A 20,312-nucleotide genomic window follows, 5' to 3' on the forward strand; every position below is an offset into this window, starting at 1 on the left:
TTGTTGGAGGCAGGCATGACGGAGGACGCCTTTTTTCCAGTGCCTTGCCTGCGGTAACCGGTCCCAGTTCCGCCCGCGTCTACGGTCTGATACCGTGCACGCGGAGCGCGAAGTGAGGAATACGCCATCTCCTGTTCCCGAGCGCTTTGCCGGGACCTTGTGGCGGTGCGGTAAAATAGCCTGATTGCCCGTGGATCCTGCATCAAGCGGAGATCCGCTCGATATTGTTTCCATTGCCGGGACTGTGAAGCCGATGGCTCAAAAAGTATTGCCTGTCCTCAGCGTGTGCGCTGCGATGACCCTTGGTTCGCTTTCCTTCGCCCGGGCGGAGGAAGCAGCGCAACCGAAACCAGCACCAAGCTTGCCCTCCATCGTCGTGACGACGGCGGTCGACCAGTCGATCAGCGACCGGGTGGTTGCGACCGGCACCATCCAGGCCGTCGAGCAGGTCTATGTCGCCCCGATGGTCGACGGCCTCTCCATCCGCACGCTCAATGTCGATGTCGGCGACACGGTTGAAGCCGGCAGTGTTCTCGTGGTCCTCAACGACGACGCGCTTCGCCTGCAAAAGAGCGAACTCGAAGCCTCGCTTGCCAAGGCCGAAGCCGGGCTTGCCCAGTTGAACGCACAGCTCAGCGAAACCAAAGCCAACAACGACGAGGCCAAACGCGTCAGCGACCGTGCAGCCGAACTCTCCAAGAACGGCACCGTCTCGACGGCCGAGGCCGATCGCGTCCGAGCGCTCGCGATCGCGACGCATGCCCGTGTGCTTTCGGCTGAACAGGCCGTTGCCGTGGCCAGTGCCGACATCAAGGTCGCCGAAGCGCAAATCGACGACATCGACCTGCGCCTCGCCCGCACCGAGGTCAAGGCGCCGGTCGCCGGCGTCATCTCCGCCAAGAACGCCAAAGTCGGCGCGATCGCCACCGGTAACAGCGACCCGCTCTTCGCCATGATCCGCGACGGTGCCATCGAGATGAAAGCCGATGTCGCCGAAGCCGATATCATCAAGCTCGCCGTCGGCCAGCCGGCCGTCGTGACGCTTGCCGGCGGCAACACCAAGGTCGAGGGCAAGATCCGCCTGATCGCGCCGACGGTCGATCCCGTCAGCCGCCTCGGCACCGTCTTCATCAGTTTGATGGACACCGAGAAGGCACGCGCCGGCATGTATGCGAGCGCGCTGATCACCGCCGAACAGAAGCAGACGGTGGTCCTGCCGCAAACGGCCGTTACCAATGAGAACGGCCGCACCATCGTTCGCAAGGTCGAAAACGGCGTCATCCGCATCCTGCCGGTCAAGACAGGGATTTCCGACGGCAAGTTCATCGAAGTCCTCGAGGGCCTGAAGGCCGGGGAGGAAGTGGTAGCGAGAGCCGGCGCCTATGTCCGCGACGGTGACCGCATCAACCCCGTCAAGTCCGCCGCATCAGCGACCAACTGACAGGAACCGTGACCATGAACTTCTCAGCCTGGTCCATACGCAATCCGATCGCTCCGATCCTCTTCTTCGTCGTCCTGATGGTGCTGGGCTACCAGTCCTTCGTGTCGTTGCCGATCACCCGCTTCCCCAATATCGACGTCCCGATCGTCTCGATCAACGTGACGCAGAGCGGCGCCTCTCCGGCCGAGCTCGAAACCCAGGTCACCAAGGAAGTCGAGGACGCGGTCGCAAGCGTCACCGGCGTCGATCATATCCAGTCGACGATCAACGACGGTACCTCGACCACCGCCGTCATTTTCCGCATGGAAGTGCCTACGGCACAGGCGGTGCAGGACGTCAAGGACGCGATCGACCGCATCCGCAGCGACCTGCCGACCTCGATCGAAGAACCGATCGTCTCCAAGGTCGACGTCGAAGGCCAGGCGATCCAGACCTTCTCCGTTTCCGCGCCGGGCATGTCGCTCGAAGAACTCTCCTGGTTCGTCGACGACGTCATCAAGCGTGAGATCCAGGGCAAGAAGGGCATCGGCCGCGTCGACCGTTACGGCGGCGCCGACCGCGAAGTCCGGGTCGAACTCAACGAAGACAAGCTGAATTCGCTCGGCATCACCGCCGCCGACGTCAACGGCCAGCTGCGCCGCATGAACATGGACCTCGGCTCCGGCCGTGGTCAGGTCGGCGGCAGCGAACAGGCGATCCGTACGCTGGGCGATACCCGCAATGTCGAGCAGCTCGCCAACACGATGATCTCGGTGCCGAGCGGCCGCTTCGTGCGCCTGTCCGATCTCGGCACGGTCACCGATACCTATGAGGAACCGCGTTCCTTCTCGCGCTTCAACGGCAACCCCGGCGTGACCTTCGCGGTCTTCCGGGCGAAGGGCGCCTCGGAAGTCAGCGTTGCCGAGACGGTCGCCAAGTCGCTCGAAAAGATCCGCGCGGCCAACCCCGACGTCACCATCGAGATGGTCGACGATTCCGTCTACTTCACCTACGGCAACTACGAGGCGGCGCTGCACACGCTGATGGAAGGCGCGCTGCTCGCCGTCATCGTCGTCATGCTCTTCCTGCGCAACTGGCGGGCAACGCTGATTTCCGCCGTGGCCCTGCCGCTGTCGGCGATCCCGACCTTTTGGGTCATGGACCTGCTCGGCTTCTCGCTGAACCTCGTCAGCTTCCTGGCGATGACGCTCGCAACCGGTATTCTCGTCGACGATGCGATCGTCGAGATCGAGAACATCGAGCGGCACATCCATATGGGCAAATCGCCCTATCGCGCCTCGATCGAAGCGGCGGACGAAATCGGCCTTGCCGTTATCGCGACGACCTTCACCATCATCGCGGTCTTCGTGCCCGTATCCTTCATGCCGGGCATTCCCGGCCAGTACTTCATCCAGTTCGGTCTGACGGTCGCCGTGGCGGTGTTCTTCTCGCTGCTCGTCGCGCGTCTGATCACGCCTGTGATGGCCGCCTATCTGATGCGCCCGTCGGACGCCGGCAGTGATCATCATGACCGGGACGGCTTCATGATGCGCAACTATACGCGCCTTGTGGTCGCCACGACGAAGCACTGGTACACCCGCTACCTGACGCTGCTTGCGGCCATCGTCTTCTCGGTTGGTTCTGTCTTCGCGCTCGTCCTCTTCGTGCCCGGCAGCTTCCTGCCGCCGGAAGACGCCTCGCGCGTCAGCCTGTCGATCGAGCTGCCGCCGGACGCCATGCTCGAGGACACCGACCGCACCACCACCGAGATCTACGATCGGATCAAGGATATCGACGGCGTCGACAACATCTTCGTACTCGGCGGTGCCTCGCCGAAGGGCGACCTGGAACTGCGCCGCGCGACGGTGACGGTGCTTCTCAAGAAGCTCGACCAGTCGCTCGTCAACAAGATCGTCAATGACGTCATCGGCCGCACGCCGCTGATCGGCGCGTACCTGCCGAAGATGCCGCCTGCCGGCCGCATCATCCCGCAGTCGCAGATCGAGAAGGAAATCTTCGCTCGCGTCCGTGACATTCCGGATGTGCGGGTGATCAAGCTCAACGACCGCGGTGAGCGTGACCTCTCCTTCAACCTGCTCTCCAACAACGAGGCCGATCTCGACCAGGCGGTGGCGACGCTGGAAGGCAAGTTGAGGAGCGACTCGTTGCTGGCCAATGTCAGCCCGGATGGCGCCCTTCCCCGTCCGGAACTGCAGATCCGTCCGCGGGACGAGCAGATGTCGCGCCTCGGCATCACCACCGCGCAGATCTCCGAGGTGATCCGTGTCGCCACCATCGGCGATATCGACGCGGCGCTGACCAAGATCGCTCTCGACGGGCGGCTGATCCCGATCCGCGTGCAGATCAACCGCGACTTCCGCACGGATATCGCCGCGATCCGCAATCTGAAGATCACGACCGCCGCCGGCGCCACCGTGCCGCTGTCGAGCGTTGCCGACATCAACTATTCGGAAGGCCCGAGCTCGATCAAGCGCTACGATCGCAACCGCGTCGTATCGCTCGGCGCGGATCTCCCGGTCGGTGTTGCGCTCAACACCGCCTCGGAGCGCTTCAAGCAGATCGCCGGCCAGGCCGATCTGCCGAAGTCCGTGCAGTTCCTCGAAAGCGGCGACGCCGAGGTGCAGGCGGAAATGCAGCAGAGCTTCGGCAACGCCATGCTGCTCGGCCTGATGCTGGTGCTGGTGGTGCTGATCCTCTTGTTCAAGGACGTGATCCAGCCCTTCACCATCCTGTTCTCGCTGCCGCTCGCAATCGGCGGCGTGGCGGCCGCGCTGATCCTGACACAGAACGCGCTATCCATGCCGGTTCTGATCGGAATCCTGATGCTGATGGGTATCGTCACGAAGAACGCGATCCTGCTCGTCGACTTCGGTATCGAGATGATGCATCACGGCATGGACCGGCAGGTCGCCATGATCGAGGCCGGCCGCAAGCGCGCCCGCCCGATCATCATGACCTCGATCGCCATGTCGGCGGGCATGCTGCCCTCCGCGCTCGGCGTCGGCGAAGGCGGTTCGTTCCGCGCCCCGATGGCGATCGCCGTGATCGGCGGCATCATCGTCTCGACGGTGTTGAGCCTCGTGATCGTGCCGTCGTTCTTCCTGATCATGGACGACCTCTCGCGACTGCTCGCCCGCATCTTCGGCCGCTTCGTCGGCAAGAAGGACGAGGAAAACCTGCCGCTCGACCGCGAGGCCCTCACAGATCTGGTGCATGAGCAAGGCAAGACGATCGAAGGCCTGGAGGACCGGCTGAAGACGCTGGAAACGGACCAGACCAAGGGACGGTCCGGCGGCAAGGTCATCAACCACCCAGCGCTCGCTGCCGAGTAGGTCATCGCCGAAGGGGCTCACCGCCCGGGGCGGCCACAATTCTAAAGCAAGCCCGCGCCCTGCAAGCGCGGGCTTTTTGTGATTTCTATTTGATCGAGGTCAAACCAAGATCTGCAAAGCCCTCTACCCTAGCACTGGATTTTACTCAGGACGGGTACGATGAAGACGTTGCGATTGAACTCGAACGACAGGGCGGTGCTGCTCGGCTCCTGCTTTTTCGAAAAGCTGCCGGCGGCGGCGTCGAGCGCCATTCTCGATGATGTCGTGGTTTCCACACACGAGGAGCACGACATCCTCTTTGGCCAGGGCGAGGCACTGGATCAAGTCTTCTTGGTCCTCTCCGGTCTGGTGCGGCTCTACCGGCTGGGCAAGGACGGGCGCGAGGCGGATATCGCCGTCTTCCCGAAAGGCGAGCTGTTCGGCGAAAGCGCCATGTTCCTTGGCAACCGCGCCACCGCCAACGCCCAGGCGATCGAGACGACGATGCTTGCGCGCATCGACAGCCGCAGGCTTCGCAAGCTGGCCGAACAGACGCCCGAGATCGCCGACGCACTGATGCAGCTTTTGTGCCGGCACGCGCAAATGGCGGAGGATTGCCTGGCCGAAGACCGGCTGCTCACGGCACCGCAGCGGGTCGCGAGCTATATCCTCGGCAATTGCCCCGATGGCATCACCAACTTTTCCTTCCGCCTGCCCTTCCAGAAGAATGTGCTGGCCGGCAAGTTGGGCCTGGCGCCCGAGGCACTGTCTCGCGCCTTCTCGGCCCTTCGCCGCTCCGGCGTCACCGTCAAGGGCCGCGTCATCGAGATCCACGACCGGCAGGCGCTGGAGCGCTTCTGACGCGTTGACGAAGGTTCAGGCGCCAGAAGCAACAAAAGCGGACGGCGTCAGAGGCCGCCGTGCAGCGTCAGGAAATCGACGATCCGGTTGATGCCGTCGCCGCGCTTCATGTCGGTAAAGACGAAGGGCTTTTCCGCCCGCATGCGCGTCGCATCCCGCTGCATCACGTCGAGATCGGCCCCGACATAGGGCGCCAGATCCTTCTTGTTGATGACCAGAAAGTCCGATTTGGTGATGCCCGGCCCGCCCTTGCGCGGGATTTCCTCGCCCTGGCAGACCGAGATGACATAGATCGTCAGGTCAGCGAGATCAGGCGAAAAGGTCGCCGCAAGATTGTCACCGCCGGATTCGATGAAGACGACATCGAGATCGGGGATACGGCGGTTGAGATCAGCGATCGCCTGCAGATTGATCGTGGCGTCCTCGCGGATCGCCGTATGCGGGCAGCCACCGGTCTCCACCCCGACGATGCGATCGGACGGTAGCGCCTGCATGCGCACCAACGCCTCGGCATCTTCCTTGGTGTAGATATCGTTGGTGACGACGGCGACGGAGTACTTCTCCCGCATCGCCTTGCAAAGCTTGTCGGTCAGCGCCGTCTTGCCCGAGCCCACCGGCCCGCCAATGCCGACGCGAAGGGGACCGTTCTTCGATGCCATCTGGATGTCCTTTCAAGGTGGAAGCAATTCCAGGGAAGCGTGAGACAGTTTCCGTCCGAAATTGCGCAGTTCTATGAGTTACGAACGGAAGAGCCGCGAATGCAGGCTCTCGTGTCTGAGCGACGAAATATCCGCTGTCATCGTGGCCGAGCCGAGATCGTCGAGCGAGGCGCCTGCGGCCTTGACGGCTGTCGCCGCGATGACCGGTTCGAGTGCTGCAATGATGCCGACGCCATCGCGCTGGCCGGTCACGCCGCAACGGATCGCCACCGAGACGGCGTTCGAGACCGAGGCGTTGAGATAGGCGGCAAGCGCCGGCTCGAGGCCCGTTTCATGAGCGCCGGCGACGGCACCGACTGCGACCGGATAGGCGACACTCTCAGGCAGCGCATCGAGAACCGGATGCGGCCACGAGCGCGCCGCTGCCAGAAACGCCTGGCCCTGCAGCATCGTTTCCATATGGCGCTCGCGGCCTCCCGCCAGGGCTTCGGCAAGCTCTGCCGCCGCAGCCAGCCGGGCATGGTCGTTCACGGCGCGATAGCTCTCGGCCAGAAGCAGCGCATCGTTCCAGCCGTAGCCCAGAGAGATGACCGCCTCCAGCCAGTTGCGAAGCTCGCCGGCGTCGCTCACCAGACGGTCGTGAACCGCCTGCTCAAGCCCGCTGGAATAGGAAAACGCGCCGACCGGAAAGGCCGGCGACATCCATGTCACGAGGCGAAGCAGCGCTTGCGTGTCGACCCGCTCAGCCATGGTGGTGATGATTATGGCCATGATTGTGGCCGCCGGCATGGTAGGCGCCGCGCAGCGGATGGAAAGGCAGCGAAACCTCGTTCACCGCCGCGCCCAGGCCTTCGAGCATCTGGCGGATCACCGGATCGCGGGCAATCAGGATGCGGCTCTCTTCGAACTGTGCCGGCAAGTGGCGATTGCCGAGATGCCAGGCAAGCTCGATCAGATGCATCGCGTCGCGCGGGCGGATCTCGTAGAGCGCCTCGGGCGCGGCAGCGATGCGGATATGGCCGCCGCCTTCGAGCACCAGGAGGTCGCCATCGGCAAGCATAACCGCTTCCTTGAGATCCAGCATCACCACATCGTCGTTTTCGAGATGCAGCAACTTGCGGCGCAGATGCCGCGCGTCGTGCGTCAATGTCACGCTATGAAGCGGCGCAATATCGGCCGGCCCCGGCGAGAGAACCTCTGTCGAACGATAGGGCATCGTCAGAGAACCTCGACCTTTTCCGGCGTCACGAGCTCGAGGCGCGCCTCGACGAGCAGGTCGGCCATCGCCGCCTGAAAGGCCTTCAGATGTGGTTCCTCGAAATGCGCGTCGACGGCTGCCTTGTCCTTCCAGGTTTCGACAAAAACCAGCGCGTCGGGCTCGGCCGGCTTGCGGTAGAGATCATAGGTGATGCAGCCGGCCTCGCGCCGGGTGGCCTCGATCAGCGGTGCTGCGAGCGACACTACCTCATCCCCCTTGCCGGGGTGTGCGGTCAGGTAGGCGATAATGTAAACCATTGAACCCTCGATATCTTTTCTGCCGGCTACTTTAGCAAGAAAAAGCCCTGGCGCCAGCGGCGGGTGCGGCTTTTCAGGCGCTTGCGGCGGCTGTACCGCGCAAGAAAAAGCCCGAAGACCGGATCCGATCTTCGGGCTCTTTCCAATCAGGAACGATAGGCTGCCATCAGGCGGCGAGCTTCTGGGACTTCAGCGTCTCCAGAATGTTCTGCGGCGAGGAAACGCCATAGGGGTCGCTGTCGCAGTTGTCGGAATAGCCCTCTTCCTCGAACCACTGCTCGACAACGCCGTTGTTGACGACGGCAGCGTAGCGCCAGGAGCGCATGCCGAAGCCGAGATTGTCCTTGGCGACGAGCATGCCCATCTTGCGGGTGAACTCGCCCGAACCGTCCGGGATCAGCTTGACGTTTTCGAGGCTCTGGGACTTGCCCCAGGCGTTCATGACGAAAGCGTCATTGACCGAGATGCAGTAGATTTCGTCAACGCCCTCGGCGCGGAAATCGGCCGTCAGCTTTTCGAAATCGGGCAGCTGGAAGGTCGAGCAGGTCGGCGTAAACGCGCCCGGCAGCGAGAACAGCACGACGCGCTTGCCTGCGAAGTAATCGTCGGAGGACACGTCCTCCCAGCGGAACGGGTTCGAGCCGCCAACGGCCTCGTCGCGAACGCGGGTGCGGAACGTTACAGCGGGTACTTTTCTGCCAAGCATCGTCATCTCCTTTGGACCACGATGATTTGGGATCGGTTCGACCAAAATCATGAACGTGATCGTCTCTTGTAAGTTAGAGCGGGATACATGCGGAGAACCGCAAACCGCTCTGGCGCAGCTCTCGGTCGGCAGGTCTTGGGAGGATTGCTGGCAACCGAGGAAGGTCGGCCGTCTTCCTATCGGATATTGCGCTGCGACGCAGCACGAAAGGCCCCAATTCACATGCGAGCATGGCAGCCATGCGGTGGCCGCATGGCTGCTGCCTGCCAATCACTGCCTGCCAATCCTTGCTCAATTATGGAGCCGCAGCGACAACCCGAGGCTTGGCGGGACCGGGTTCCACAGGCCCGTTCGCAAGCCCGCCTCACGCAACGCCCGCGCCGTCCATGTGTTGCAGCCGAAAAGCGCGTTGAAGCTGCCTCCGGCCTCGAAGAAGCGGTCGTTGCCGTTGTAGGAAAAACCCTCGATCGAAACGACAGCTCCGGCCTCGCGGGTGAAGCTTTCGGCAATAAAGCCGAGCAGCCGATCGTATCCCGCTTCGTCCAGCTCGAAGCCGGTGACGGCAGCCTGCGGCTCGACGATCCGACCGGCGATATCCACATGCATCACCGAGCGATCGACGGTCAGCGCCTTGAACACGGGCCCGGGCTTCAGCTCAGACCAGGTCGGCGTTTCCAGATAGAAGGACCGCCCGCCCCAGCCAAAGATCAGCCATTCAGCCTGCGGATGCGCAAGCGGCACGCCGGCCGCCTCGACAAAGCCGAACCGCGCTCGAATCTCGTCCGTCAGGGGTATGGCGATGTCCGTGTGGATCGGGCCGGAAAGCAGAAGGATGCGCGTGCCCCCTGCTCCCGCCGCAGAGGCGGAAACCGGCAGGAGCGGCCGCGGCAGCAAGGTTCCGGCAACGATGGCAAGTATCGCCGCCAGTAAGCCGAAGAAAGCCCATTTCAGGCCACGCTTCATTCCCTGTCCCTGCTTGTTCAGAACAGGAAATAGCGCTGTGCCATCGGCACGACCGTCGCCGGCTCGCAGGTCAGAAGCTCACCGTCGGCGCGCACCTCATAGGTCTCCGGATCGACCTCGATATGCGGCAGGAGGTTGTTGTGGATCATCGATGCCTTGCCGATGCCGCCACGGGTGTTGCGGACCGCCACAAGCTGCTTGGCAACGCCGAGCCTGGCGGCAAGGCCGGCGTCGAGCGAGGCCTGCGACACGAAGGTTACAGACGAACTCGTGCGGTTCTTGCCGTAGGCGGCAAACATCGGCCGGTAGTGCACCGGCTGCGGCGTCGGGATGGAGGCATTCGGATCGCCCATGGGTGCCATCGCGATCGAGCCGCCGAGAAGCACGAAGTCGGGCTTCACACCGAAGAAGGCTGGGTTCCAGAGGACGAGATCGGCGCGCTTGCCGACCTCGATGGAGCCGATCTCATGGCTGAGGCCGTGGGCGATCGCCGGATTGATCGTGTATTTGGCGATATAGCGCTTCACCCGGAAATTGTCGTTGTCGCCGGTTTCCTGCGGCAGCGGCCCGCGCTGACGCTTCATCTTGTCGGCGGTCTGCCAGGTGCGGATCGCCACTTCGCCGACGCGGCCCATGGCCTGGCTGTCAGACGAGATGATCGAGAAGGCGCCGATATCATGCAGGATGTCCTCGGCGGCGATCGTCTCCTTGCGGATGCGGCTCTCGGCAAAGGCGATGTCCTCGGGGATCGACGGCGACAGGTGATGGCAGACCATCAGCATGTCCAGATGCTCGGCAAGCGTATTCTTGGTGTAGGGCCGCGTCGGGTTGGTCGAGGACGGAATGACGTTCGGCTGGCCGCAGATCTTGATGATGTCGGGCGCGTGGCCGCCGCCGGCCCCTTCCGTGTGGAAGGCATGGATGGTGCGGCCCTTGATCGCCGCGATCGTATCCTCGACGAAGCCGCTCTCGTTCAAGGTGTCCGTATGGATCATCACCTGCACGTCGTATTCGTCGGCGACACCGAGGCAGCAATCGATCGCCGCCGGCGTCGAGCCCCAGTCCTCATGTAGCTTCAGCGAGGTGGCGCCGGCGAGCACCATTTCCACCAGCGCGCCCGGCCGCGACGCATTGCCCTTGCCGGCAAAGGCGATGTTCATCGGGAAGCCATCGGCAGCCTCGATCATGCGGGCGAGATGCCAGGGACCGGAGGTGCAGGTGGTGGCGAGCGTGCCATGGCCCGGCCCGGCGCCGCCACCAAGCATGGTCGTAAGCCCGCTCACCAGCGCTTCCTCGATCTGTTGCGGGCAGATGTAATGAATGTGGCTGTCCATGCCGCCCGCGGTGATGATCTTGCCTTCGCCCGCGATGACCTCCGTGCCGGGACCGACGATGACGGTGACGCCCGGTTGCGTGTCCGGGTTGCCGGCCTTGCCGATGCCGGCGATGCGTCCGTCCTTGAGGCCGATATCCGCTTTGACGATGCCCCAGTGATCGACGATCAGCGCATTGGTGATGACGGTGTCGACGGCGCCCTCGGCGCGTGTCGCCTGGCTCTGCCCCATGCCGTCGCGAATGACCTTGCCGCCACCGAACTTCACCTCCTCGCCATAGGTCGTGAAGTCCTTCTCCACCTCGACGAAAAGTTCGGTATCAGCGAGCCGCACCTTGTCGCCGACCGTCGGGCCGAACATGTTGGCATAGGCCGCGCGCGACATCTTGTAGGGCATGGTTCAGGCTCCTTGGGACGAAGTAGAAATGGGATGGAGGCGGCGAAGACGGCCGCTGGCTGCAAGCGCATCGACATGGCGGCGCTCGGCGGCGAAGGGATGCCATTCCCAGCCGACATGGCCGAAGCCGGCAAGAACGACCTCGTCGTCGGGTGTCGCAAGATGCGCGAGCACATCGGCAATGACGATCATCCCGCTCGATGGAACGACATAAGGGGCCGGCGAAAAGCCGGCGAGATCCTGCTCCACCTGGTCGTGCACATCGACCGGGACGACGCGAAAACCGCGGTTGGTCGAACGGGCGAAGCTCTCGAAACCGACAGTGTAATCGTCGCAGAAATCGTCGAGATCCGGATGCGTTTCCGCAAGCCCGGCCCGCATGGCGGCAAACTTCGCGCCGGAGCGAACGCACCATATCTCCCGCGCCTGGCGCACGGCGGCATTCGTCTTCCAGCGACCACCGCCGAGCATGGAAATCCCCGGGCGTCCGGTATTGCAGACCGCGACGATATCGGTCCTGTGGCCACCGGAGCCGACAGAGCGGCAATCGTTGAAGCGCACGACCAGATCGGCGGCATCGATCGTTGCGCCGGCGCCGTCAGGCACCTCGCCATTGCCCACGATCATGATGACGCGGCGAGCCTGCAACGGTCAGTTCCCTTGAGCTTCGAGAAATTCGTTGAGTTCGGCGGTACGCTTCTGCGTGAGCTGGGCAAGGCAGCCTGAAACCAGCATCGGCTCCGCCTGGCCGCCTCGGGCCTGGAAACCGGCCAGCTCGCATTGTCCGTCGCGATAGCCGATCCAGGCGCGCTGCGCCGTCTTCAGCGCCTCGACCGCGCCGATATCGGCGCCTTCCAGCTCCTTGTCGACCTTCTGCGCCGCCGTCATCGCCTGCCTGTAGACCGCATTCAGTTCCGCGTCCGCCGCTTCGTATTCCCGGTAGGCGCAGTCATTCAGATCCGGCTGAGCCATCGCATTCGCGCAATCCACGTCCGGCTCATCCTCGGCGAGCGCCGGGGTGGCAAGCACCAGAAGCAAACCGAGAACCGGCAGCACTCTCATAGCTTGCCCATCACCTGCTGGCGGAAGCCATAGACCTCGCGCTTGCCGGAAAGCGGTATCAGCGTCACCTGGCGCGTCTGGCCCGGCTCGAACCGCACGGCCGTGCCGGCGGGAATGTCGAGCCGGCAGCCGTAGGCTGCTTTCCTGTCAAACTGCAGCCCCGCATTGGTTTCGGCGAAGTGATAGTGGCTGCCGACCTGGATCGGGCGGTCGCCGGTGTTGGCAACCTCGATCGTCGCCGTGTCGAGACCGGCATTGAGCTCGATCTCTCCGGCCGCAGCAATGATTTCTCCTGGGATCATGGTCTTCTCCTCAAGCCGCCCTCGGCCGGCCGCATGCTTTTATCCCGCGTTCAGGCCTCAGGCACCCTGCGCCAACAAGCCACGTACTCACCTCAAGCTTAGCGGATCGGCTCGTGCACGGTGACGAGCTTGGTCCCGTCAGGAAACGTCGCCTCGATCTGGATGTCGTGGATCATCTCGGGGATTCCCTCCATCACCTGATCGCGCGTCAGCACCTGGGCGCCCGCCTCCATCAGTTCGGCAACCGAGCGCCCGTCGCGCGCGCCCTCGACGACGAAATCGGTGATCAGCGCGATCGCTTCGGGATGGTTGAGTTTCACGCCGCGCTCCAGGCGCCTGCGGGCGACCATGGCCGCCATCGAAATCAGCAGTTTATCTTTCTCGCGCGGGGTAAGATTCATGCGTCGCCACCGGTTGTTCGTGAAGCAATTCCCTGGAAATCTGCGAAGCGATCTTCCGCCAGGAATTACAAAGTTTCAATGCGTTAGATCATTTCACTGTTTCAAATAAAAATGTGAAACGAGCTAGAGAACCCAGACTTTCGGCACAGTCTTCTGCTTGCGCAAGTGCGAAATAACCGGGATGAGGATTTTTCTGAGCGCGAAGCCATCCGGCGCCACGAAGCGGGCAACCAACTTGTCGCGGCCATGGACCTGAAAATGGCTGATGCCGACGCCCGCTGCGCCATCGACGAGCGACCGAAGACGCGGCAGCAGGGGCTCGCAGTCGGGACCGACATAGAGCAGCGTGGCGAAGGCGGCCCCACCATCGAGCACCGCCTTGCGCTGACTGAGGCGCGCGACCTCTCCTGATAGCGCCAGATTGTCCGCATGCAGCAGCTTGCCCTCGACGCGGATACGCCAGCGATCGCGGAAGAGCCCGGTTTCAACCGCCTCGCCCATCGCCTTGCGACCGAGCAGAACCGCTTCCACCGCGAGAAACGTCGCGTCGGCAGCAAGCTCCACCTCCAGCGAGCGCGATAGCGAGGCACGGTCGAAGAGGATCGTCTCCTGTGGCAACCAGTCGACACGCGCGCCGGCGGCAGCCTCGATGCGCGTTTTCATTTCGACGGTATCGGCGCTCGCCTTATAGATCTTCTCGCAGGCCTGCGTCGTCACCGTCACATCGGTTCCAGCCCCCGCCGCGACCTCCCAGACCATGCGGTCGCCGCCGGTGAGGCCGCCGGAGGAATTGATGAGCACTGCCTCCATCGAGGTGTCGAAGGTCTTTGGCAGGCGGATCTTGGCGCAGCCTTCCTGGTAGAGTTCGGCAATGCGGCTGTGGCCGAGCGCCGCCTTGGCGACCAGCCGTCCCTTGCCCCAGGCCCGCTGCGGGGCGATGCGTGCTGCCTTGTCCATGTCAGACCGCTAAGCGGTGTCCTTCATTCTCGACGCGGCGCCCATGGGCGCGATCGCCTTATCTTGGCGCTATCGTCCGCATCGCGGCACGACAAGTCAAGTTATTGTTTTGCAAAGAAAATCGCCAGCATGCCGCATTTCCGTGCAGGCCCTGCGCAGAAAACGGGCAACCGCCTACGCCACCCGATCCGGCGGCTCGCGACCGTCGAAAAACGCCGTGATATTGTCGACCACCTTCATGCCCATGGCGACGCGCGTCTCCTCCGTGGCACTGCCGAGATGTGGAAGCAGCACGACATTTTCGAGCCCGCGCAGACGTTCCGGCACGTTCGGCTCCGCCTCGAAGACATCGAGCCCGGCGCCGCGGATGACGCCGTTTTCGAGCGCCGCAATCAGCGCCGGCTCGTCGATCACATCACCCCGCGCCGTGTTGACGAGGTAGGCGCCCTTTTTCATCAGCGCCAGCCGTTCGGCGTTGATCAGGTGACGGTTTTCGCCGCCGCCGGGGCAATGGAGCGACACGAAGTCTGCAACCTTCAATACGTCCTCGACCGTGTCGAGTTGACGCGCACCGTAGCGGCTTGCCTCGGCCGGGTCGATGCGCGAGCGATTGTAGAAGACGATATCCATGTCGAAGCCGAAATGACAGCGCTTGGCCATGGCCTTGCCGATGCGGCCGAAGCCGATGATGCCGAGCGTCTTGCCGGTGACCTTGCCGCCGATCATGTGGGTCGGCCGCCATCCACTCCATTCGCCGGCCCGTACCTGCCGCTCGCCCTCGCCTGCCCGCCGAGCGACCGCAAGCAGCAACGTCATGGCGATGTCGGCGGTGCAATCTGTGAGAACGCCGGGCGTGTTGGCGACGACGATGCCGGCAGCCTTGGCGGCCGCGACGTCGATGTGATTGTAGCCGACGCCATAGTTGCCGAGGATCTTCGCGCGGAGGCCGCCACCGGCGAAGAGGTCGGCCGGAAGTCGATCAGAAACTGTCGGAAGAACGGCGTCATAGGTCCGGAGTGCTTCAGCCAGTTCTGCAGCCGTCAGAGGCACGTCCCCTTCGTTCAAGGTGACGTCGAAGCGTTCGGCAAGCACCTGCTCCACCGCCGCCGGCCAACGACGGGTGACGAGAATGCGGGGTTTCGAGCTCATGCCTGCCTCCGGATCAGAATCGCTGCGAGATAGTGCACGAAACGGCGCGACGCGACAGCTATCTCAACAAGCGAAACACCTATCACGAAAAGCAAAAAAGAGGCGCCGTTGCGGGCGCCTCTTCTCGGGCTTCGGACATGTCAGGCCTTGGCGAAGGCGAGCAGGTCGGCGTTGAGCTGGTCCTTGTGCGTGTCGGTGATGCCGTGCGGGGCGCCGGCATAGACCTTGAGCTCCGCATGGGGCACCAGCGTCTTCGAGGCCCGTGCAGTCGCATCGATCGGCACGATCTGGTCGTCGTCGCCATGGATGATCAAGGTCGGGACGTCGAACTTCTTCAGGTCCTCGGTAAAGTCGGTCTGCGAGAAGGCGACGATCGAGTCATAGGTGTTCTGGTGTCCCCGGGACGAGCGGCAGGTCCGGGTGCAATTGACCGAGATGGGCAAGGCGCTGCGGCAGAAGGCAATCGACGTGCCCCGCAACCTTGGCGAAGCGACAAAGCTCGGCCCCGGCGATCTCGAGCGACTGCGCGCCGAAGTCTCGTCGCTCAGAGACACGCTATTGAAATAATAGACCGCTGCGCCAAGCGTCACCAAAAGAAAAGCCCGGCGATTGCTCGCCGGGCCCCAACCAGTCGGACACAAGGTCCGAAATCAGAACTACTCGTTCTGGAAGTAGTTGTACTTGCCGTCGTCACCCTTCTTCCAGGTGTACATGACGTAGTCCGGACGCGTGATGTCGCCCTTTTCGTCATAGCCGAGTTCGCCGATTGCGGTCTTGAACGGACCCTTTGCCTTGATGGCTTCGGCCACTGCCTGCGGGTCGTTGCCGCCGGAAGCCTTGGCAGCTTCGGCGATGACCTGGAGAGCGGCGTAGGCGTAGAGCGTGTAGGCTTCCGGTTCGAAGCCGGCAGAGCGGAACTTCTCGACGAGGTCCTTGGCAGCCGGGTTCTTGCGCGGATCCGGAGCGAACGTCATCAGCGTGCCGTCAACGGCGTCGCCGGCGATCGAGGCCAGTTCGTTCGAAACGATACCGTCGCCCGACATCAGGGTAGCCTTGAGGCCCTGGTCCTTCATCTGGCGCATGATCAGGCCGGCTTCGGTGTGCAGACCGCCGTAGTAGACAATCGAAACGCCGGCTTCCTTCATCTTGGCGATCAGCGCCGAGAAGTCCTTGTCGCCGGTGTTGATGCCTTCATAGAGGGCTTCGGTGAGGCCAGCTTCGTTCATCGACTTCTTGGTTTCGTCGGCAAGGCCCTGACCATAGGGGGTCTTGTCGTGAATGACCGCGATCTTCGCGTCCTTGAAGTTGGCAGCGAGGTAGGCACCGGCAACCGCACCCTGCTGGTCGTCACGGCCGCAGGTACGGAACGTGTTCCAGAGACCGCGCTCGGTGAACTGCGGGTTGGTGGAGGCCGGGGTTACCTGCAGGATACCGTTTTCGGCGTAAACTTCAGAAGCCGGGATGGACACGCCCGAGTTGAAGTGACCGACAACGAACTTCACACCGTCAGCAACGAACTTGTTGGCAACCGAAACGCCCTGCTTGGCATCCGAAACGTCGTCGCCGAGCACAACCTTGATCTGTTCCCCATTGATACCGCCAGCGGCATTGATGTCAGCGGCGGCCTGCTCTGCACCTTTCTGGAGCTGTGCACCGAAAGCGGCGTTCGGGCCAGTCAGCGGGCCGGCGACACCAACGAGAATATCAGCCCAGGCGCTGCCGCTGAAGGCAACCATAGCCGTCAGCGCGACCGCCGACAGAAGAGACTTTTTCATCTTGTTACTCCCAATTATTCGAGCGGGTCTCGTTACCAACCTGCGCAATGCCCACCATAGTTGCGCCGGTGTTTCTTTCGCACCGGCCGCGGCGGCCGGCGCGCGCTGTTCCCTTTATTTGGCTTTCCAGGAGAAAGGCGAAGCCTTCTCATAGAGCCAATAGTAGTTATTGGTCATTTGCTTGGTCCGGTAGTACCGGAAACCTGCGGTAGCAAACAACAAAAGTACGATCGTGTCCACGATATAGTATTGCAGGCTGAACATGGTGCCTTCGAACAGCGCATGGTGGACGAAACGGATCCCCAGTCCCAGCAACGCCACGTAGAGGATGAGCCGCGGCATGCCTTCCCAGCTTTCAGCCACGCTCTTGCCCGTGCGCCAAGCGGTCCAGCCGCCGAGCACGCAGCTTATGAAAAGAAACTGCCAGATCGACACTTCTTCGTAGAGAATTCCCTGCATGTCACTTGCTCCAGATGCGGCCGGTCAATGACGGCCGCCTTCGAGATAGGCCGCGCGCACTTCCGGATTGGCGAGCAGTTCCTTGCCGGAACCGCTCATCGTCACCCGGCCGTTCACCATCACGTAGCCGCGGTCCGAAAGCTTGAGCGCGCCGAAGGCGTTCTGCTCGACGAGGAAGACCGTCAGCCCCTCCTCCTTGTTGAGTTTCTTGATCGCTTCAAAGATGCCCTTGACGATCAGCGGTGCGAGACCGAGCGACGGCTCGTCGAGAAGCAAAAGCTTCGGCCGGGCCATCAGCGCGCGGCCGATCGACAGCATCTGCTGCTCACCGCCCGAAAGCGTGCCGCCGCGCTGCGCCTGGCGCTCCTTCAGGCGCGGGAAAAGCGTAAACACCTTTTCCACGTCCTGGTCGAAGTGCTTCAGGTTGTCGAGGCTGGCGCCCATCTGCAGGTTTTCGAACACGGTCATGCGCGGGAAGATGCGCCGACCCTCAGGCGATTGCGCAATACGCAGCCGGGCGATCTCGTGCGTCGGCATACGGGTGATGTCCTGACCTTCGAAGAAGACCGAACCGGTGCGCGCCTGCGGGCTGCCGCAGATGGTCATCATCAGCGTCGACTTGCCGGCACCGTTGGCACCGATCAGGCAGACGATTTCACCACGGTGAACTTCGACATCGACCCCGCTGAGCGCCCGGATGTTGCCGTAGTAGGTCTCGACGGCTTTGACTTGGAGAAGTGGCGCCGTCATCAGTGGGTGCCCCCCTGCCCGCCTTCGATTTCCTCGATTTGTTCGATCACCTCTTCAACCTCTTCATCCTCGACACCCAGATAGGCCGCAATGACCCTCGGATCGTTCTTCACGAAATCCGGTGTGCCGTCGGAAATCTTCTGTCCATATTCCAGGACCACCACGTGGTCGGAGATCTCCATGACCACGGACATGTCGTGTTCGATCAAAAGAATCGACGTGCCGGTATCGGCGCGAATGCTTTTCAGCAATTCGTTGAGCGCCAGAGACTCGCGCGGATTGAGACCGGCGGCCGGCTCGTCCAGGCAGAGAAGCTCGGGCCCGGTGCACATGGCACGCGCGATCTCGAGACGACGCTGGGCGCCATAGGAGAGATCGCCGGCCGGATCGTCGGCACGGTCGATTAGCGACGCCTTTTCCAGCCAGTGCTTGGCAAGTTCGATCGCCTCGCGCGATGCCTGGCGGTAGGCCGGGAAGCCGAGCAGACCGAGGAAGGTGTAGCCGGATGCCTGCATCAGCTTGTTGTGCTGCGCGACGAGCAGGTTTTCGAGCACCGTCAGACCGGAGAACATCCGGATGTTCTGGAAGGTACGCGCTACCTTGGCGAGCTTGGTGATCTCGAAGTCGGGCAGACGCTCCAGCAGGTATTCCTTGCCGGCCTTCTGCTTCATCGTGATCATGCCCATCGTCGGCTTGTAGAAGCCGGTGATGCAGTTGAACACCGTGGTCTTGCCCGCTCCGTTCGGGCCGATCAGCGCGGTGATGTCACCGCGATAGGCTTCGAAGGAGAAGTCGTTGATGGCCATGAGACCGCCGAAGCGCATCGACAGGTGCTCAACCTTGAGAATGGGGTCTTTTGTCATTGTCGTTGTCTCGCGGGCCATCAACCGTGCCCTTCCTTTGTGAAGCTGCCGGAGACTGCCTTGCGTTCGTGCAGGAAGGCTGTCGGTTCGCGTGATCCGACGAAGCCGCGCGGCTTCCAGACCATGACGACGACCATGGCCAGGCCAAAGATCAGCATACGGTAGAGTTCAGGTGTGAAGTCCGGTCCGAAGACCATCTTCAGGAAGGAAAGCTCGCGCAGGATTTCGGTGCCGCCGATCATGACGGCCGCAGCGACCGCGATGCCGGTGAGCGAGCCCATGCCGCCGAGAACCACGATCGCGAGAATGACCGCGGATTCCAGGAAGACGAAGGATTCGGGCGACACGAAGCCCTGGCGCACCGCGAAGAACGAGCCGGCGATGCCGCCGAACATGGCGCCCGTCGCAAAGGCGGTGAGCTTGGTCGTCACCGTGTTGATACCGAGCGAGCGGCAGGCGATCTCGTCCTCGCGCAACGCTTCCCAGGCGCGGCCGATCGGCATGCGGCGCAGCCGGATCGTCACGTAAGCCGTGAGCAGCGCAAGTGCCAGGATCAGATAGAACAGGAAGATCTTGTAATAGGCCGACGACATCGGCAGGCCCATCATTGCTGCAAATCCGTCCTTCGAGGCATCGAACTTGATGCCGAACAGCGTCGCCTTGGCGATACCGGAGACGCCGAAGGTACCCTTCGTCACTTCGGTCCAGTTGATCAACACCAGTCGGATGATTTCACCGAAGGCGAGCGTCACGATCGCCAGATAGTCACCGCGAAGACGCAAGACCGGGAAGCCGAGAATCATGCCCCAGAAGGCGGCGAGAATGCCGGCGACCGGAAGAAGAACCCAGAAGGACAGGCCGAAATAGGTCGACAGCAGGGCGTAGGAGTAGGCACCGACCGCGTAGAAGGCGACGTAACCCAGGTCCAGCAGGCCAGCGAGGCCGACGACGATGTTGAGCCCCCAGGCCAGCATCACGTAGATCAGGATCTGGATGCCGAAATTGTCGACCCACTTCAGCGAGCCCTGGACGCCGAAGATCGCGACGACGAGCGGCGGATAGATGAGCAGGAACGCAATCGCGAGCTTGGAGAAGTTGCGGCTGAAGAAGGTCTCCTCCTTCACCGCATCCTCGGCCTCGGCCTTGGCGGCCTTGCGCCGAGCCATGGCCGGCTGGACATAGGCAACCATCAGGAAGCGGCCGACGGCAGCGACGATCACGAAGATCGCCAGCAGTCCCCAGCGCTGGTTGAGGATCAGCTCGTTGCGGATGTTCTGGTCGGACTTGAGACCGACGAACAGCACGAAAAGGCCGAGCGAAATCAGGCCCGCGAAGACAGCCTCGCGCAGGGCCCGCGCCGTCACGTCAGTGCCGGCGCTTGCAGTCGTAGAAGCAATGTTTGCCATGG

The 20,312-nt window shown here is 62.7% G+C and carries 21 protein-coding genes and 1 pseudogene; 3 read left to right on the forward strand and 19 right to left on the reverse strand.

The annotated features are described in order from the left end of the window. Window positions 1-253: 253 nt before the first annotated feature. The 3 genes from AC3WVQ_RS13830 to AC3WVQ_RS13840 all read left to right on the forward strand — a co-directional run bounded on the left by AC3WVQ_RS13830 (window position 254) and on the right by AC3WVQ_RS13840 (window position 5,613). Window positions 254-1,441: an efflux RND transporter periplasmic adaptor subunit gene (locus AC3WVQ_RS13830; protein ID WP_034794147.1), complete on the forward strand. Its 1,188-nt coding sequence runs from the start codon at window positions 254-256 to the stop codon at window positions 1,439-1,441. A 14-nt stretch (window positions 1,442-1,455) separates the two neighbouring features. Beyond that, the gene (locus AC3WVQ_RS13835) at window positions 1,456-4,773 is read left to right on the forward strand and encodes an efflux RND transporter permease subunit (protein WP_090298225.1); all 3,318 of its coding nucleotides are present in this window, start codon (window positions 1,456-1,458) and stop codon (window positions 4,771-4,773) included. 159 nt (window positions 4,774-4,932) lie between these two features. Continuing rightward, window positions 4,933-5,613 carry a Crp/Fnr family transcriptional regulator gene (locus AC3WVQ_RS13840; RefSeq protein WP_034794150.1) on the forward strand — a complete coding sequence of 227 codons (681 nt, stop codon included), beginning with the start codon at window positions 4,933-4,935 and terminating at the stop codon, window positions 5,611-5,613. Window positions 5,614-5,660: 47 nt separating this feature from the next. Here the strand turns inward: AC3WVQ_RS13840 and ureG are convergent, their stop codons facing one another. The 19 genes and pseudogenes from ureG to livM all read right to left on the reverse strand — a co-directional run bounded on the left by ureG (window position 5,661) and on the right by livM (window position 20,310). Beyond that, on the reverse strand, window positions 5,661-6,272 hold the full coding sequence (gene ureG, locus AC3WVQ_RS13845; protein WP_110819510.1) for an urease accessory protein UreG: 612 nt from the start codon (window positions 6,270-6,272) through the stop codon (window positions 5,661-5,663). Window positions 6,273-6,350: 78 nt separating this feature from the next. Further along, complete coding sequence (locus tag AC3WVQ_RS13850) at window positions 6,351-7,022, reverse strand: urease accessory protein UreF (RefSeq protein WP_060518926.1); 672 nt, start codon at window positions 7,020-7,022, stop codon at window positions 6,351-6,353. Beyond that, on the reverse strand, window positions 7,015-7,488 hold the full coding sequence (gene ureE / locus AC3WVQ_RS13855) for an urease accessory protein UreE (RefSeq protein ID WP_060582411.1): 474 nt from the start codon (window positions 7,486-7,488) through the stop codon (window positions 7,015-7,017). Before ureE ends, AC3WVQ_RS13850 begins: the two co-directional genes overlap by 8 nt. Window positions 7,489-7,490: 2 nt before the next feature. After that, window positions 7,491-7,787, reverse strand: a complete 297-nt coding sequence (locus AC3WVQ_RS13860; protein ID WP_034794161.1) for a putative quinol monooxygenase — start codon at window positions 7,785-7,787, stop codon at window positions 7,491-7,493. Between the two features lie 166 nt (window positions 7,788-7,953). Continuing rightward, complete coding sequence (locus AC3WVQ_RS13865; protein WP_034794163.1) at window positions 7,954-8,493, reverse strand: peroxiredoxin; 540 nt, start codon at window positions 8,491-8,493, stop codon at window positions 7,954-7,956. A gap of 291 nt (window positions 8,494-8,784) precedes the next feature. Beyond that, window positions 8,785-9,456, reverse strand: a complete 672-nt coding sequence (locus AC3WVQ_RS13870) for a TIGR02117 family protein (RefSeq protein WP_060582410.1) — start codon at window positions 9,454-9,456, stop codon at window positions 8,785-8,787. Between the two features lie 17 nt (window positions 9,457-9,473). After that, entirely contained in the window at window positions 9,474-11,186 is a 1,713-nt protein-coding gene (gene ureC / locus AC3WVQ_RS13875) for an urease subunit alpha (RefSeq protein ID WP_492382799.1), read from the reverse strand. Between the two features lie 3 nt (window positions 11,187-11,189). Then, entirely contained in the window at window positions 11,190-11,834 is a 645-nt protein-coding gene (locus tag AC3WVQ_RS13880; protein ID WP_083523655.1) for a Urease operon accessory protein, read from the reverse strand. A gap of 3 nt (window positions 11,835-11,837) precedes the next feature. After that, complete coding sequence (locus AC3WVQ_RS13885) at window positions 11,838-12,248, reverse strand: lysozyme inhibitor LprI family protein (RefSeq protein WP_090298228.1); 411 nt, start codon at window positions 12,246-12,248, stop codon at window positions 11,838-11,840. Then, window positions 12,245-12,550 (reverse strand): urease subunit beta, encoded by a 306-nt coding sequence (locus tag AC3WVQ_RS13890; protein ID WP_034794182.1) that lies wholly within the window; start codon window positions 12,548-12,550, stop codon window positions 12,245-12,247. The genes AC3WVQ_RS13885 and AC3WVQ_RS13890 overlap by 4 nt, the downstream gene beginning before the upstream one ends. A gap of 98 nt (window positions 12,551-12,648) precedes the next feature. After that, window positions 12,649-12,951 carry an urease subunit gamma gene (locus AC3WVQ_RS13895; protein ID WP_034794185.1) on the reverse strand — a complete coding sequence of 101 codons (303 nt, stop codon included), beginning with the start codon at window positions 12,949-12,951 and terminating at the stop codon, window positions 12,649-12,651. Between the two features lie 123 nt (window positions 12,952-13,074). Next, a complete protein-coding gene (locus tag AC3WVQ_RS13900) occupies window positions 13,075-13,908 on the reverse strand; it encodes an urease accessory protein UreD (protein WP_492382800.1) in 834 nt (277 codons plus the stop codon). 174 nt (window positions 13,909-14,082) lie between these two features. Further along, window positions 14,083-15,057, reverse strand: coding sequence for a 2-hydroxyacid dehydrogenase (locus tag AC3WVQ_RS13905; RefSeq protein WP_090298234.1), 975 nt, complete (start codon window positions 15,055-15,057; stop codon window positions 14,083-14,085). 140 nt (window positions 15,058-15,197) lie between these two features. After that, a pseudogene (locus tag AC3WVQ_RS13910) lies at window positions 15,198-15,455 on the reverse strand (alpha/beta fold hydrolase); the annotation flags it as partial. 258 nt (window positions 15,456-15,713) lie between these two features. Next, entirely contained in the window at window positions 15,714-16,832 is a 1,119-nt protein-coding gene (locus tag AC3WVQ_RS13915; protein WP_034798823.1) for a branched-chain amino acid ABC transporter substrate-binding protein, read from the reverse strand. Between the two features lie 114 nt (window positions 16,833-16,946). After that, a complete protein-coding gene (locus AC3WVQ_RS13920) occupies window positions 16,947-17,291 on the reverse strand; it encodes a DUF6867 family protein (RefSeq protein WP_034798825.1) in 345 nt (114 codons plus the stop codon). Window positions 17,292-17,315: 24 nt separating this feature from the next. Next, window positions 17,316-18,041, reverse strand: a complete 726-nt coding sequence (locus AC3WVQ_RS13925; RefSeq protein WP_034798827.1) for an ABC transporter ATP-binding protein — start codon at window positions 18,039-18,041, stop codon at window positions 17,316-17,318. Then, window positions 18,041-18,925: an ABC transporter ATP-binding protein gene (locus AC3WVQ_RS13930; RefSeq protein ID WP_090298237.1), complete on the reverse strand. Its 885-nt coding sequence runs from the start codon at window positions 18,923-18,925 to the stop codon at window positions 18,041-18,043. Before AC3WVQ_RS13930 ends, AC3WVQ_RS13925 begins: the two co-directional genes overlap by 1 nt. Next, complete coding sequence (gene livM / locus AC3WVQ_RS13935; RefSeq protein WP_060520354.1) at window positions 18,925-20,310, reverse strand: high-affinity branched-chain amino acid ABC transporter permease LivM; 1,386 nt, start codon at window positions 20,308-20,310, stop codon at window positions 18,925-18,927. The genes AC3WVQ_RS13930 and livM overlap by 1 nt, the downstream gene beginning before the upstream one ends. Between the last annotated feature and the right edge of the window lie 2 nt (window positions 20,311-20,312).

It is taken from the genome of Ensifer sp. EB106-05-01-XG146, assembly GCF_058791875.1.